This is a genomic window from Streptomyces sp. NPDC014623 (assembly GCF_043088245.1).
In the GTDB taxonomy this organism is placed as follows: domain Bacteria; phylum Actinomycetota; class Actinomycetes; order Streptomycetales; family Streptomycetaceae; genus Streptomyces.
The window spans coordinates 91,000-105,750 of the sequence record NZ_JBIBZU010000011.1 but is presented as its reverse complement, the minus strand read 5'-3'; the positions used below and the strand labels follow the sequence as shown (position 1 = coordinate 105,750).

The window sequence follows — 14,751 nt, the reverse complement described above, 5'->3', positions numbered from 1 at the left end:
TCCATGCCCCGTTCGCGGTTCCTCTCCGGCGCCGTCATGGCCGCCGCCACGTCCCTCCTGGCCTCCGCCTGCACCACCGGCCCGCCCGGCGGCCCTTCCTCGGACGGCGACAGGAGCGGGGGCACCGTCAAGATCGGTGTCACCTCCGACGTCACCTCGTTCGACCCGGCGAAGGGCGCGGGTGCGACCGATTACCTCATCACGGCGCTGCTGTACCAGCCACTGATCGGCCAGGACGACGGCGGTACCTTCGTCCCCGGTCTCGCCGAGACCTGGACGTCCACGCCGACGAAGACATCACTGACCCTGAAGAAGGGGCTGACCTGCTCCGACGGATCGGCGCTCACCGCCTCGCAGGTCGTCGCCTCCCTGAAGCGCTACCGTGCGACCTCGGCCGGCGCCCTGCTCACCTTCGGCGCCGCGAACGTGGGAGACAAGACCACGATCACCGGCGACGAGGAAGCCGGCACCGTCACCATCACCACCGCTGCCCCGTGGGGCGAGGTCCTCGCCGGCCTGTCCGGCGCCGGCGCCGGGATCGTCTGCGGGGCCGGCCTCGACGCGGGTGCCGCCGCGCTCGCTCAGGGCGCCGTCGAGGGCGCGGCCACCGGACCCTACGAGATGGCGACGGCGCGACGCGGAGCCTCGTACGAGCTGCGGCTGCGCAAGGGCTTCGAGGCGTACCCGCGGTTCGCCTCGATGCCCGCGGGGAAGCCGGCCGGCCGCCTGCGCATCCAGATCTCGAAGAACGAGTCGACCCTCGCCAACCAGCTGCAGACCGGCGCCCTCGACCTGGCCCCCCTCACCGGCACGGACGCCACGCGGTTCACGGGCGACGACACGTTCACGGTCACGTCCGCGCCGCTCATCCGCAACTACATCGGGTTCAACCAGCGCCCCGGGCGTCCGGGTGCCGACCCGGAGGTCCGCAAAGCGATCGCGCAGGCGGTCAGCGCGGACGCGTACAACAATGTCTTCGGCGGCACCGGACAGCCCCTGACCTCGTACGTGGACGACAAGGCAGCATGCGTCTCCACCGACGGCTCCCTGCTGACCAGGACGGACACGGCTGCGGCGAAGCAGGTCCTGGAGGGCGTCCCGATCGAGCTGGAGGGCTCCAACGCGGTCGCCGGTGGCGCCGGCAACTCCTACGTCGCCGAGGCCCTGCGCGCCGCCGGCGCCGAGGTGAAGCTGACCAACGCCGACAACGCCACCTGGGCCACCGACGTCACCGCCAACCAGGGCGACTGGGACGTCACCGTCTTCCCGCTGGTCACCGGTGCCCTCGCGCGCGGAGGCACCTACTTCCTGGGTCCGGAACCGGCGAAGGGCGGCCTCAACTACGGCGCGGTGAAGAACGCGGCGTACGCGCAGAACTACGTCGCCGCCACCTCCACCACGGACCGCACTACCAAATGCGCCGCCTGGCAGAAGGCCCAGGAGGCGCTGCTCAAGGCCAACGACGTGATCCCGCTGGCCACGGTCAACGTGCACTACGTCGCCCGCAAGGCCGTCTCCTTCGCGACGCCGAGCGGATCCCTGACCCTCTCCACGCTCCGGATCACCGGCTGATGGCGGCGACAACGGCCCGGCGGACGACCGCGGGGACCCGGCGCCCGACACTGCTCGGCCCCTGGGGCACCTTTCTCGTCCGGCGACTTGCCGGGCTCACCGCCGTCGCGGTCACGCTCGTCGCCGGCACGTTCCTGATGGTGCAGCTCATCCCCGGCGACCCGGCGCGCGCGGTCGCCGGCGCCGAAGCGACGCCCGCCGACGTGGAGCGGGCCCGCCACGAGCTGGGCCTGGACCAGCCGCTGCTGACACGGTTCGGCACGTACACGGGTGGTCTGCTCCGGGGTGAGATGGGCACCTCCTTCCAGACGCAGGAGCCCGTCGCCGAGATCATCGGCGGCCGTCTGCCGTTCACCGTCGAGATCGCGCTCCTCTCCGTCCTGGTGGTACTGGTGCTCGCCGTGCCGATCGGACTCGCCGTCGCGGCACGCGGCAGCCGCCGCACCGACGGTTCGTTCACCTTCGTCACCGGAACGGTCGGCGCCACACCCGAGTACATCATCGGCACCCTCCTCGTCCTCGGCTTCGCCATCAGACTGGGCTGGCTCCCGGCGGCGGGCGCCGAGACCGTCTCGTCGATGGTGCTCCCGGTCGCCGCCCTGGTGCTGCCGGCCACCTGCGTCATGGCCCGCATCGTGCGCAGGGAGGCCGCACACGTCCTCGCCCAGGACTACATGCGCACCGCGCGAGGCCGCCGCCTGCCCCCCCTGCGCCTGTACGCCCGTCATGCTCTGCCCAATCTGCTGACCGCCACGCTCACCCTCGGCGGGCTGATCCTCGCCGGGTTGCTCGGCGGCACGGTCGTCGTCGAGTCCGTCTTCGCCTGGCCGGGAATCGGCCAACGCGTCGTCGAGGCGCTCCTCGTCCGCGACTACCCCGTCATCCAGGGCTGCGTCCTGGTCCTGGGGCTGCTCGCCGCCCTGCTCAACCTGCTCGTCGATGTCGTTCTCGCGCTGCTCGACCCACGCACCCTGGCCGGAAAGGGAGGTCACTGATGCGCCGCGTACGGTGGAACACACCCCTGGTCACAGCCCTCGCCGGCCTCGGACTGATCATTCTCCTCGCCATCGCCGCGCCCCTTCTCGCGGAGGAGGAGGCGACCGCGCTGAGCGGTGCCGCCCGCGCGCACGTGAGCGCCGGACACTGGCTCGGCACCGACGCCCTCGGCCGCGACGTACTGGCCCGGACCCTGGTCGCCACCCGCCTCACCTTGGAGATGACCCTCGCCGCGACCGCGATCGCCGCGGTCACCGGCATCCTGCTCGGCGCCGGCGTCTGGGTGTCCGGCAGGCGCGTCCGCGAGCTGGGCCTGCGCCTGATCGACGTGATGATCTCCTACCCGGCGCTCCTCCTGGCGCTGGTGATCGCCACCGTCCTCGGGACCGGCCCCACCGCCTCCGTCCTCGCGATCGGCCTGGGCGGGGCCCCCGCCTTCGCCCGGCTCACGGCGAACATGGCGGCCTCCGTGGCGCAGCGCGACTTCGTGACGCAGGCACGCCTGATGGGCGTACCGCCGTACCGCGTGCTCGTGCGGCACCTCCTGCCGAACATCGCCGGGCCGCTGCTGGTGCTCCTGTCGGTGGCCTTCGCGAACGTGCTCGTCGCACTGTCCGGCCTCTCCTTCCTGGGGGTCGGCGTGCAGGCACCGGACTACGACTGGGGCTCGCTGCTCAACTCCGGTCTGGCGTCCCTCTACACCAACCCCGCCGAGGCGATCGGCCCGGCTGTGGCCATCACCGTCACCGGAGTCCTCGCGGGCTTCGTCGGCGACGGTCTCGCCGCGGCGTTCGATCCCCGCGCGGGAAGGGCGAAGGCCCCAGCGGCTCGTCCTTCCGCCGTGTCCGCGCCCTCGCACCAGGCCCCCGTGGAGGCCCTGGTGACGGTGGACGGCCTGGCCGTCGTCCTGCCGGACGGCACCCGTCTTGTTGACGACGTCTCCTTCCACGTGATGCCCGGCGAAATCGTCGGCCTTGTGGGGGAGTCCGGCTCCGGCAAGTCGTTGACGGCGATGAGCGTGGCCCGGCTCCTGCCGGAGGGGCTGTCCGCCCACGCGGCGGAACTGACCCTGGACGACCTCGACCTGACCGTCCCCGAAGCCGACCCCAGGCGTCTGGCGACCGAGATCGGCATCGTCTTCCAGGACCCGGCGTCCTCCTTCAACCCCGCGCTGCGGATGAGAGGTCAGCTCACCGAAACCCTCCGCGTACACCGAAGTGTGCGCGGGGCGGAGGCGGACCGGCGGGCCGTCGAGGCCCTGGAGCAGGTACGGATCAAGGAACCCGCCCGGGTCATGAAGCAGTATCCGCACGAGCTGTCCGGCGGCATGCGGCAGCGTGCGATGATCGCCGCCGCCCTCCTGCCCGGGCCGCGGCTGATCGTCGCCGACGAACCGACCACCGCCCTCGACGTGACCGTCCAGGCCGAGGTCCTCGATGTCCTGAAGGACGTCAACCGCCGGCGTGGTACGAGCGTGCTCCTCATCTCCCACGACATCGGTGTCGTCGGCACGGTGTGCCACCGGGTCGTGGTGATGTACGCGGGACGGGTCGTCGAGGAACTGTCCGCGGCCGACCTGCGGGCGGGCCGCGTCCGGCATCCGTACACGCGGGCCCTGCTGGCCGCGAGCCCGCGGCTGCGGGACACCGGCACCGGAGAACGCGCACCGCTCGCCACGATCCCGGGCCGCCCGCCGGCGCCGGCCGGCCGGCCGGCCGGCTGCGCCTTCGCCGACCGGTGCCCCGTGGTGCTCGACACGGTCTGCGCGACCGAACGACCTCGTCCGACCGACGGCGTGGCCTGCCATGCCGCACTCCAGGAGGCACAGGCCGAATGACCGCGTCCCCTCACAAGCTGGCCGTCGAGGCACTGACCGTCGTCTTCGGTCACGGCCGGCGCGCGAGAACGGTGCTGCACGGCGTGTCCACCGGTGTCCGGGCCGGGCAGACCCTCGGCCTGGTCGGCGAGTCCGGCTCCGGGAAGTCGACGATCGCCAAGGCGATCGTCGGCGTCCACCCGGCCCGGGCGGGCCGGATCCTCCTCGACGGCGAGGACCTCACCCGTCTCGGGCGGAGGGAGCTCACTGCGGTGCGCCGTCGGGTGCAGCTCGTCTCCCAGGACCCGTATGCCTCGCTCAACCCGCGCATGACGATCGGTGAGGCCATCGCCGAGGCCGTCGACCCCGTGCGGGCCGACGCCGGGAAACACGCGGCGACGGTCGAACGGTGGCTGGAGACCGTCGCGCTGGACGGCTCCGCGGCCGAAAGGTACCCACACGAGTTCTCCGGCGGCCAGCGCCAGCGCATCGCGGTGGCCCGAGCTCTCGCCGTGGAACCCGAAGTGCTGATCGCCGACGAGATCACTTCGGCGCTGGACGCATCCGTACAGGCCGAGGTGCTCAACCTCCTCGAGGAACTACGGCGGTCCCTGTCCCTGACGATGATCTTCATCTCCCATGATCTGGCCGTCGTCCGCCACGTCAGCGACGAGGTCGCTGTCCTGCGTCAGGGCGAACTGGTGGAGCAGAGTCCGGTGCGGGACCTCTACCGAGCTCCGCAGCACCCCTATACGCGCCGTCTCCTGGCGAGCGTGCCGACATTCGAACAGAAGAAGGAAGCGGCATGAACGAACCGACCGCCGTTGCCCGCCTCACGCAGGAGATCACCGCCGGCTTGAAGCCCGCCACCCTGAAAGACTTCTATCAGGACCTCCACCGCCACCCGGAACTCGCCTTCCAGGAGCACCGCACCGCCGCGAAGCTCGCCTCGCGGCTGCGGGCGGCCGGCTACGACGTGACGGAGGGCGTCGGCCGTACCGGGGTGGTCGGTGTTCTCGCCAACGGTGACGGTCCGACCGTGTGGCTGCGCGGCGACATGGACGCACTGCCGGTCCAGGAGGCCACCGGCCTGGAGTACGCCTCCACCGTCGACGGCGTGATGCATGCCTGCGGCCACGATCTGCACGTCACGTGGCTCGCGGGAGCCGCCGACACGCTGGCCGCGGCCCGCAGCACGTGGTCGGGCACGCTCGTTGTCGTCGGGCAGCCCGCCGAGGAGTCCGGCGGCGGGGCGGCGGCCATGGTCGCCGACGGGCTGCACGCCCGCTTTCCCCGCCCCGACGTGGTGCTCGGCCAGCACGCCGCGCCCGGCCTCGCCGGTCTCTACCCGCACACGCCAGGTCTCACCATGTCGGCCTCCGACGACATCGACGTCGTCGTGCACGGAGTCGGCGGACACGGCTCGCGCCCCGAGTCGACGACCGACCCGGTGGTGACGGCCGCCTACATCGTCACGCGCCTGCAGACCGTGGTGTCCCGCGAGGTCGCGGCGGCACACTCGGTGGTCCTGACGGTGGGGCAGTTCCATGCCGGGACGAAGCACAACATCATCCCTGCCGAGGCCCGGCTCTCCCTGAACCTGCGCACTCAGAACGCGAACGTGCGGGACCGCGTCCTCGGAGCCGTCCGTCGCATCGTCACGGGCGAGTGCCGGACCGCCGGCTGCCCGGCCCCGCCCGAGGTCACGGTCCGGCCCGGGTACCCGAACACCGTCAACGACGCCTCTCTCGACAACGAGATCGCTGCCGTGCACCGTGAACTGTTCGGATCGCTCACGGTGTTCGACATCGGCCCGGCAATGGGCAGCGAGGACTTCTCCCTTCTCGCGCCCGAGGGTGTGCCCTACGACTTCTGGTATGTGACGTCGACCCCACCCGCGGTGTGGGAGGCGGCCCCCGGAGCGGACCTGGCCGAGAAGTTCGGCAGAGTACCGGGAAACCACAGTCCTTTGTTCGCCCCCGACCCGTCGGTGCTCGTCCCCGGTGTCCAGACACTGGTGTCGGCGGCGCTGAGCCGGCTGGCGTGAACTGCCCTGCTCACGCGGGCGTCCTGGTGTCCAGGTGGCGGGCGTACTGACGCGGGTGCCTGGACGCCGGCGTGGCCGCTGAGGGCCCCGGGGTGTTCGAGGCACGGTACGGCTGGAGCGGACCCACATGACCCCTGAGGCGATGCGGCGCGACACGCCGGACGCGGCTTTCACCGTGCTCCATCCCTCCTGGGTACCCGATCCCTCCTGGATCCAGGTCCCGGTGCCGGTGGCGATCGGTACCGACGCCGGCACCGGCGTTCCGGGGCGGCCGGGGTGAGGACTGGATCTCGGCGAGGTTCTCGGAAACCCGTTCCGGCGGCGACTACGGTCTCCTGCCCTGCCGTCCGGGTCTGCTGACACCGCAACGCCGGCGACGTGACACGAGTCCTGCTCCGGTATGGAGCCGACGTGGCGGGCCCGGCGGAAGGCCGGGCCCGGCCCGGGTCACGCAATCACGTCAGCACTCATACGGCGACAGAGCGCGGGGGCAGTCAGAGCTCACCAGCCCGACCGATTCGCCCACGCTGTCCGATTCCCCCTCGCCTGCGATCACCTACGCGCCGACGTCTCTTCGCCGGGTGGCGCCGTCGAGGCGCGTACCACGAGTTCGGTGGCGAGCTCGATGTGGTGGGACCCGACCTTTTCGCCGTTGGCCAGCCGCAGGGCGGTGCGCAGGGCAGCCCCGCCCATCTCCCGTAGTGGCTGGCGCACGGTGGTCAGTGGCGGTGAGGCCATCCGGGCGAGGCTTGTGTCGTCGAAGCCGACCACGCTCAGATCCTCAGGGATGCGCAGACCGCGGGCACGGGCGGTCTCGATGGCACCGACGGCGATCTCGTCGTTGCCTGCGAAGATCGCCGTCGGTGGTTCGTGCAGGCCCAGCAGTGCTGTGGCGCCGAGCAACCCGGTCTCGTACGTGAATTCTCCGGACCGGACGTAGGCGTCGGGCACCTGCACTCCTTCCGCCTCCATGGCGGCTCGGTAGCCGTGTGTGCGCGCCTGGTTGCATACGGCCATGGCCGGCCCGCCGAGATAGGCGACGCGGCGGTGGCCCAGGGAGAGCAGATGCCGGGTCGCTGCCAGGCCGCCGGCGAAGTTGGTCGCCCCGATGCTGTTGACCCGGCTGTCGGGCAGGTGCAGGGGGTCCAGCACGACCAGAGGAAGCCCGGACCGGGCCAGTTCGTTCAGGTGTGCTGTGGTGTACACGCTGGTGACCGCGATGACGGCGCGGCGCCCGGCCGAGACCAGGTCCCGGGCCCAGTGCGGGGCCCGGGACGCCTTGCTGATCACCACCGAGGCCCCCGATTCGGCTGCGGAGTCGATGATGCCTTCCAGGGTCTCGGCCACGTACGACTTGAGGTCGCCCTTGAACTGCACCTCTATGGTCGGGCTTTCGACGGCCTCGGTGTGGCGGAACACGGGCGCGAGGTAGTGGTGCTGATGCAGTAGTTCCTGCACCCGGGTACGGGTATGCGGTGCCACGTCACCGCGACCGTTGACCACTTTGGACACGGTCGCGACGGAGACTCCAGCCGCTCGGGCGATGTCCGCCAAAGTGGTGCGCCTGGTGTTCGGTCGCATCGGTTCCTCTCGGTTGTACGTCCACCAGTGCGGTGAGCCGCCGGCCGGGCCGGCAACACGTCTGGAACCGGTCAACCGTACGGCAACCCGGCACCGGGCTCGTCCGGGGAGGTGCCGACGTGCCCCTCGGCCTCGGCACGTCCGACGAGGTGTGTGAGATCGCGTTCGGTGAACGCGTACGGGTCGGCACGCACGCCGACCCGTACGCGTGCGCTTGTGACCGGCTCCAGCCGTGCCCGGGCGCAGCGGGCCGGCTGCCGGACTGTCCGGCCCGGCCGGGGCGGCGGGGGATCTGCCCCCGCAGCTTGTTGGGCAGGGCCGGGTCGGGGCGATCGCCGTCGTGCCCCCGGCCGCGCGTGAACGCCCGCACCGGGCCGGCAGGCAGCACGGGGGCGCCGGGCCGGGACCCGGGAAGTACTGCGGTGCTCTCCACTCCGGGCACCGGGGGCTGCCGTACACCCGGGTGAGGTGACCGAGACCGTGCGGGGCGGCCTCTGTCGGCGGAACGCTCCCGGAGTCCCGCGAACGCGGCGTCCGGAGACGCCCCTTGCCGCCTCTCGGTCTTTCCGCCGCCGCCTTCGGCCCCACGCCCCGGACAGTCGCCGGTCCGGCGGCTGCCGAGCCGCGCGACCTTGCCCGCCCCTGTCGTCCCAGCCAGGAGGGCACCGAACCGGTCCAGCACGGGCGGCGCCGGGCGCTGCCGGCACGGGATGACCTGCACCGGCAGTGTGGGCAGCCGTGGTCACCGCGTCACCCCTCGTTCTCAACCAGCTCGTTTCGAAACAGTTTCGGTCCCTGCCAAGGTCTTCCGAGGGTCGTTCTCGCCCGATGCTACGCAGCTGGATGCGGCCTGACAACGCGCCCGCACCTGTCTTGACAGGGCGTCAGGACGAAACCTAATTTGCATGAACAGAGCTAGGAGAAGGCTGTTTTCGAAAACTTTTCACCATGACTCACGAGAAGCCGGTGGCTCTCGAGTGCGGAGAAAAAAACATGGCGCTCTCTCGACGTACCCTCCTCGGCCTGGCCGCCGGCGTACCGGTCTCCGCGGCGCTGGCGGGCTGCGGTGGCTCATCCGGTCCCGGCGGGAGCGGTGGTGGGGCCACGTACTGGTACCTGAACGGCCAGCCACAGGAAGGCGTCAGATCCGGCGCTGTGGACGCGTTCAACAAGGCCCACCCCACGGGGCAGATCAAGGACACCACCTTCCAGAACGACGCGTACAAGACGAAGATCAAGACCGCCATCGGCGCGGGGCAGGCGCCCACCATCATCTGGGGCTGGGGCGGCGGGACGCTGCGCACCTACGCGGAAGCGGGCCAGGTGGAGGACCTCACCTCGTGGTTCGGCGAGCACGCCGAGATCAAGAAGGGGCTGTTCCCGTCCTCGTTCGGCGCGGCGACCGTCGACGGCAGGATCTACGCGATGCCGTGCGAGGTGGTGCAGCCGATCGTCCTGTACTGCAACAAGAGGGTCTTCGACCAGGTCGGCGTGAAACCACCGCAGTCCTGGGACGATGTCATGGCGCTGGTACCCAGGTTCAACGCGAAGGGCATAGCGCCGTTCTCACTCGGCGGCCAGTCCCGGTGGACGAACATGATGTGGTTGGAGTTCCTGTTCGACCGCATCGGCGGCCCCGAGGTGTTCCAGGCCATCATGGAAGGCGAGAAGAACGCCTGGTCCCACCCGGACGCCATCACCGCGCTGACAAAAATACAGGAGCTGGTAGAAGCCGGCGGGTTCGTCAAGGGCTTCTCCTCGATCACCGCGGACTCCAACGCCGACCAGGCACTGCTGTACCGCGGCAAGGCCGCGATGATGCTGCACGGCGCCTGGTCGTACGGCATCCAGCAGGCCGACGGCGGGGACTTCGTCTCCAGTGGCGCGCTGGACTACATGAACTTCCCGCCCGTGGAAGGCGGCAAGGGCGATCCGGGCAACACCGTCGGCAACCCGGCCCAGTACCTGTCCATCTCCTCGAAGGCCGGCGCCGAGGAGAAGAAGACCGCCAAGGAATTCTTCGCCTCAGGCGTCCTCCGGGACGAGGAGGCGAAGAAGTGGATCGACAACGGGTCGGTCCCGATCCGGCTCGGCACGGAGAAACTGCTGGCCGCCTCCAAGAACGCCGATTTCCTGCAGTTCACCTACGACATCGCCAGCAAGGCCAAGGTGTTCGGCCAGTCCTGGGATCAGGCGCTCAGTCCGGCGGCCGCCGAGACCCTGCTGGACAACATCGCCAAGTTGTTCCAACTGGCCGTCTCACCGAAGCAGTTCGCCAACGCCCTCAACGCGGCCACCGCCAGATGACCTCCCTCACCGGCCATCCGCGGCGCCGCGAACCGCGCAGCATCCTGCCGTGGCTGGCGACGCCGGCGCTGGTGGTCTTCGTCGGCTTCGCCGTGATTCCGCTCCTCGGCGTCTTCGCGCTGAGCTTCACCACGTGGGACGGGATCGGCTCCATCCACCCGTCGGGGCTCACCAGCTGGCGTGCGGTGCTCACCGACCCCGGGCTGCCGCACGCCCTCCGGGTGACGTTTCTGGTGATGGCCGTGTCCTGGGCCGTTCAGACGCCGCTGAGCATTCTGCTCGGCACGTTCATGGCAGGCCGCCAGCGCTACCGTGCCGTGCTGGGCGTGGTGTACTTCGTCCCGCTGATGCTCAGCTCGGCGGCGATCGCGATCGCGTACAAGGCCCTGCTGGACCCCAACTTCGGGCTCGGTGCCGGGCTGAGGATTCCGGTGCTCAGCCAGGACTGGCTGGGGCGGCCCGGGCTCGCGTTCGGGGTCGTCATCTTCGTCGTCTCCTGGCAGTTCATCCCGTTCCACTCCCTGATCTACCAGGGGGGTGTCCAGCAGATTCCGAAGTCCCTTTACGAAGCGGCACAGTTGGACGGAGCCGGACGGATCCGGCAGTTCCTCAGCATCACTCTGCCCCAGCTGAGATACACCATCATCACCTCGTCCACGCTGATGGTGGTCGGATCGCTGACCTTCTTCGACCTCATCTACGTCCTGACCGAGGGCGGCCCCGGTGACGCCACCCGGGTCCTGGCGCTGGACATGTACAAGCGGGGGTTCCAGGCCAGCCTGATGGGACCGGCCAGCGCCATCGCGGTCATCCTGGTCCTGGTGGGTCTGGCCCTCGCCCTGCTGCTGCGCCGGCTCGGCGGCCGGGACGCCGGCGCGAGCCAACTCGAGGGGGCCTGACGTGACCACCACGCCGACCGAGCCGCGACGGCCGCGGAAGACCACCCACCGCGAGCGGCAACGCCACTCCCGCCGGCGCAACTGGGCCGGCGGCCTGGCCGGATGGATCTGGCTCGTCATCGTCGCCGTACCCCTGTACTGGACCCTCATCACGAGTCTCAAGGCCCAGAGCCGCTACTACGCGAGCAACCCGCTGGTACCTTCGGCCGACCCGACCCTCGACAACTACCGGCTGGTCATCGAGTCCGGCTTCCTTCGCTACTTCGTCAACAGTCTCGTCGTCACCGCCGGCGCCGTGGTGCCGGCGGTCGTGTTCTCCTTCATGGCCGCTTACGCGATCGTTCGCGGCTGGCACATGCGGGGCCTTCGCGCGATCAACGGGCTGTTCCTCATGGGCCTGGCCATCCCGCTGCAGGCGACGGTGATCCCGGTCTACCTGATCATCATCAGACTGCGTCTGTACGACAGTCTGCCGGCGCTGATCCTTCCGTCGATCGCCTTCGCCGTCCCGCTGTCCGTGCTGGTGCTCGCCAACTTCATCCGCGACGTGCCCAAAGAGCTGTTCGACTCGATGCGGGTCGACGGCGCCACCGAATGGACGACGCTGTGGCGTCTCGCGGCACCGCTCACCCGGCCGGCCGTCCTCACCGTGACCATCTTCAACGCGCTGACCATCTGGAACGGATTCCTGCTGCCCCTGATCCTCACCCAGAGTCCTGACCGCCGGACCCTGCCGCTCGCACTGTGGACCTTCCAGGGCCAGTACGGGGTCAACGTCCCTGCCGTTCTCGCCGCCGTCGTCCTCACCACACTGCCCCTCCTGGTGCTGTACGCGTTCGGCCGTCGCCAGCTGCTGAGCGGTCTGACCGCCGGATTCAGCCGTTGACCGACGCCGACGCTGTGGGCCGGTGGCCGGCCTGCGGCAGGAGACGGCCTGTGAGCTCCAGGAGCGAATTCCGGCAGGAGGGACGCGGCAAGCCGGGCTCCGCAGCCTCGTCCCCGGGCGAAGCGGATCCGGGCCGGTGCCGGAGCCCGGGCGCAACCTGCCCCACCCCGAGTCCTGCTCGTTCACCTGTTCGTCCGCCGCACCCTGACCATGGGTCCGAGGGACGTGGGAGGAAAGGAACGCCAACGTGGCTGTAGAGAACACCCCCGGAATCTCCCTCCGGAACGACCCCGCCCTTTCCGCCACCGCGAGAGTCGACGCCCTGATCGACGCGATGACCCTTCAGGAGAAGACCGCCCAGCTGTACGGGGTGTGGGTGGGCGCCTCCGACCAGGGCGGTGAAGTGGCTCCTTACCAGCACGCCATGGAAGAGGCCGTCGACCTCGACGCACTCCTGCCCTCCGGGCTGGGGCAACTGACCCGGCCGTTCGGCACGGTCCCGGTCGATCCCGCCCTGGGCGCGCTCTCCCTGGCCCGCACCCAGACCCGTATCGCCGCCACGAACCGGTTCGGCATCCCCGCTCTCGCGCATGACGAGTGTCTGGCCGGCTTCGCCGCCTGGGGGGCGACGGCCTACCCCGTTCCGCTTTCCTGGGGCGCCACCTTCGATCCGGGAACGGTACGGCGCATGGCCGCCGCCATCGGCCGCGACATGCGTTCCGTCGGCGTCCACCAGGGACTCGCGCCCGTCCTGGATGTCGTGCGTGACGCCCGCTGGGGCCGGGTCGAGGAGACCATCGGCGAAGACCCGTACCTCGTCGGCACCATCGGAACGGCATACGTGCAGGGTCTGGAGTCGGCCGGGGTCGCCGCCACCCTCAAGCACTTCGTCGGCTACTCGGCCTCCCGCGCAGGCCGTAACCTCGCTCCCTCCTCGGTGGGTCCGCGTGAGCGCGCCGACGTTCTGCTGCCCCCCTTCGAGATGGCCGTCCGGGAGGGTGGGGCCCGGTCGGTGATGAACGCGTACACCGACACCGACGGCATGCCCTCCGCGGCCGACGAGGATCTGCTCACCGGGCTGCTGCGCGACACGTGGGGCTTCGACGGCACCGTCGTCGCCGACTACTTCGCCATCGCCTTCCTGAAGACCCTGCACGGCATCGCGACCGACTTGGCCGACGCCGCCGGCACGGCGCTGCGCGCGGGTATCGATGTCGAACTGCCCAATGTCAAGGCATACGGCGCGCCCCTGGCCGAGGCCGTCGCAGACGGCCGCATTCCGGAGGCGTTGGTCGATCGCGCCCTGCGCCGGATACTCACCCAGAAGGCGGTGCTCGGCCTGCTCGACCCGGACTGGAACCCGTTGCCGGCCGCGCTCGCCGGGGCAGACCTGAACGACCCGGCCGCCCTGCGCGGCCGGATCGACCTGGACGGTCCGGAGAACCGCGCGCTGGCCCGCACGGTCGCCGAGAAAGCGGTCGTGCTGCTGAGCAACGACGGCACCCTGCCGCTCGAGAGGCCGCGCCGCATCGCCCTGCTCGGTCCCAACGCCGACGAACCCGCCGCCGTACTGGGCTGCTACTCCTTCCCCCAGCACATCGGCGTCCGCCACCCGGGGACCCCACTCGGCATCGAACTGCCCACGCTGCGCGACACTCTCGCCGCCGAGTTCCCCGACGCCGAGATCACGGTCGCCCGCGGCACCGGAATCGACGACGGAGATCTCTCCGGCATCCGCGAGGCCGCCCGGCTGGCACGCGAGGCCGACATCGCCCTGGTGGTGCTCGGCGACCGCGCCGGGCTCTTCGGACGGGGCACCAGCGGAGAGGGATGCGACGTCGAGACGCTGGCGCTGCCCGGCGCACAGCAGCGACTGCTCGACACCCTGCTCGACCTGGAGACACCCGTGGTCACCGTGCTGCTCGCGGGACGACCGTACGCCCTCGGCCGCGCCGTGGAGGAGTCCGCCGCGATCGTGCAGTCCTTCTTCCCGGGTGAGGAGGGCACTCACGCGATCGCCGGGGTGCTCAGCGGCCGTACCAATCCCTCCGGGCGTCTTCCGGTCAGCGTGCCGCGCGGGCCGGGTTCCCAGCCGGCCACGTACCTCGGGGCGCGGCTCGCTCACGCGAGCGAGGTGTCCAGCATCGACCCGACCCCCGCGTTCGCCTTCGGCCACGGCCTGTCTTATACGCGGTTCGAATGGACGGATCTGGCCGTGGACGTCCGGGAGGCTTCGACGGACGGCGAGTTCACCCTCACCTTCACCGTTCGCAACACAGGAGGGCGGTCCGGAACCGAGATCGTCCAGGTCTATCTGCACGACCCGGTCGCCTCCGTCGTCCAGCCGGTGCAGCGCCTCGTCGGCTATGCCCGGGTCGAACTGAAGCGGGGCGAGGCCCGGCGCCTCCGTGTCACGGTCCCGGCCGACCTCGCCTCCTTCACCGGACGCGACAATCGGCGCGTCGTCGAGCCGGGCGAGCTGGAAGTGCGGTTGGCCGCCTCCAGCGCGGATCCACGCCTGACGGCCAGGGTCACGTTGACCGGAGCCGAGCGCCACGTGGATCACACACGACGCCTGCATGCCACGGTCGGGCAGGAGCCGGTTGACCAGGCATGAACCGGGCGGGTGCAGCGCACGTCGCGGCAG

11 protein-coding genes are annotated in these 14,751 nt (G+C 70.6%); 10 read left to right on the top strand and 1 reads right to left on the bottom strand.

The window, feature by feature from the left end:
- Window positions 1-3: 3 nt before the first annotated feature.
- From ACF1FZ_RS19210 to ACF1FZ_RS19185, 6 genes are all read left to right on the top strand, one after another.
- Window positions 4-1,572 carry an ABC transporter substrate-binding protein gene (locus ACF1FZ_RS19210; RefSeq protein WP_391774579.1) on the top strand — a complete coding sequence of 523 codons (1,569 nt, stop codon included), beginning with the start codon at window positions 4-6 and terminating at the stop codon, window positions 1,570-1,572.
- The gene (locus tag ACF1FZ_RS19205) at window positions 1,572-2,567 is read left to right on the top strand and encodes an ABC transporter permease (protein ID WP_391774578.1); all 996 of its coding nucleotides are present in this window, start codon (window positions 1,572-1,574) and stop codon (window positions 2,565-2,567) included. Before ACF1FZ_RS19210 ends, ACF1FZ_RS19205 begins: the two co-directional genes overlap by 1 nt.
- The gene (locus tag ACF1FZ_RS19200; protein WP_391774577.1) at window positions 2,567-4,405 is read left to right on the top strand and encodes a dipeptide/oligopeptide/nickel ABC transporter permease/ATP-binding protein; all 1,839 of its coding nucleotides are present in this window, start codon (window positions 2,567-2,569) and stop codon (window positions 4,403-4,405) included. The genes ACF1FZ_RS19205 and ACF1FZ_RS19200 overlap by 1 nt, the downstream gene beginning before the upstream one ends.
- Complete coding sequence (locus tag ACF1FZ_RS19195) at window positions 4,402-5,193, top strand: ATP-binding cassette domain-containing protein (RefSeq protein WP_391774576.1); 792 nt, start codon at window positions 4,402-4,404, stop codon at window positions 5,191-5,193. Before ACF1FZ_RS19200 ends, ACF1FZ_RS19195 begins: the two co-directional genes overlap by 4 nt.
- Window positions 5,190-6,431, top strand: a complete 1,242-nt coding sequence (locus ACF1FZ_RS19190; protein WP_391774575.1) for an amidohydrolase — start codon at window positions 5,190-5,192, stop codon at window positions 6,429-6,431. Before ACF1FZ_RS19195 ends, ACF1FZ_RS19190 begins: the two co-directional genes overlap by 4 nt.
- A 127-nt stretch (window positions 6,432-6,558) precedes the next feature.
- Entirely contained in the window at window positions 6,559-6,711 is a 153-nt protein-coding gene (locus tag ACF1FZ_RS19185; protein ID WP_391774574.1) for a hypothetical protein, read from the top strand.
- Window positions 6,712-6,983: 272 nt separating this feature from the next.
- On the opposite strand, the gene ACF1FZ_RS19180 is transcribed toward ACF1FZ_RS19185, so the two are convergent.
- Complete coding sequence (locus tag ACF1FZ_RS19180; RefSeq protein ID WP_391774573.1) at window positions 6,984-8,012, bottom strand: LacI family DNA-binding transcriptional regulator; 1,029 nt, start codon at window positions 8,010-8,012, stop codon at window positions 6,984-6,986.
- A gap of 993 nt (window positions 8,013-9,005) precedes the next feature.
- Between ACF1FZ_RS19180 and ACF1FZ_RS19175 the strand changes: the two genes are divergently transcribed.
- The 4 genes from ACF1FZ_RS19175 to ACF1FZ_RS19160 all read left to right on the top strand — a co-directional run bounded on the left by ACF1FZ_RS19175 (window position 9,006) and on the right by ACF1FZ_RS19160 (window position 14,721).
- Window positions 9,006-10,319: an extracellular solute-binding protein gene (locus ACF1FZ_RS19175; protein WP_391774695.1), complete on the top strand. Its 1,314-nt coding sequence runs from the start codon at window positions 9,006-9,008 to the stop codon at window positions 10,317-10,319.
- Window positions 10,316-11,218 (top strand): carbohydrate ABC transporter permease, encoded by a 903-nt coding sequence (locus tag ACF1FZ_RS19170; RefSeq protein ID WP_391774572.1) that lies wholly within the window; start codon window positions 10,316-10,318, stop codon window positions 11,216-11,218. The genes ACF1FZ_RS19175 and ACF1FZ_RS19170 overlap by 4 nt, the downstream gene beginning before the upstream one ends.
- 1 nt (window position 11,219) lies before the next feature.
- Window positions 11,220-12,104, top strand: coding sequence for a carbohydrate ABC transporter permease (locus ACF1FZ_RS19165; protein WP_391774571.1), 885 nt, complete (start codon window positions 11,220-11,222; stop codon window positions 12,102-12,104).
- Window positions 12,105-12,351: 247 nt separating this feature from the next.
- Complete coding sequence (locus tag ACF1FZ_RS19160) at window positions 12,352-14,721, top strand: beta-glucosidase (RefSeq protein WP_391774570.1); 2,370 nt, start codon at window positions 12,352-12,354, stop codon at window positions 14,719-14,721.
- Window positions 14,722-14,751: the final 30 nt, after the last annotated feature.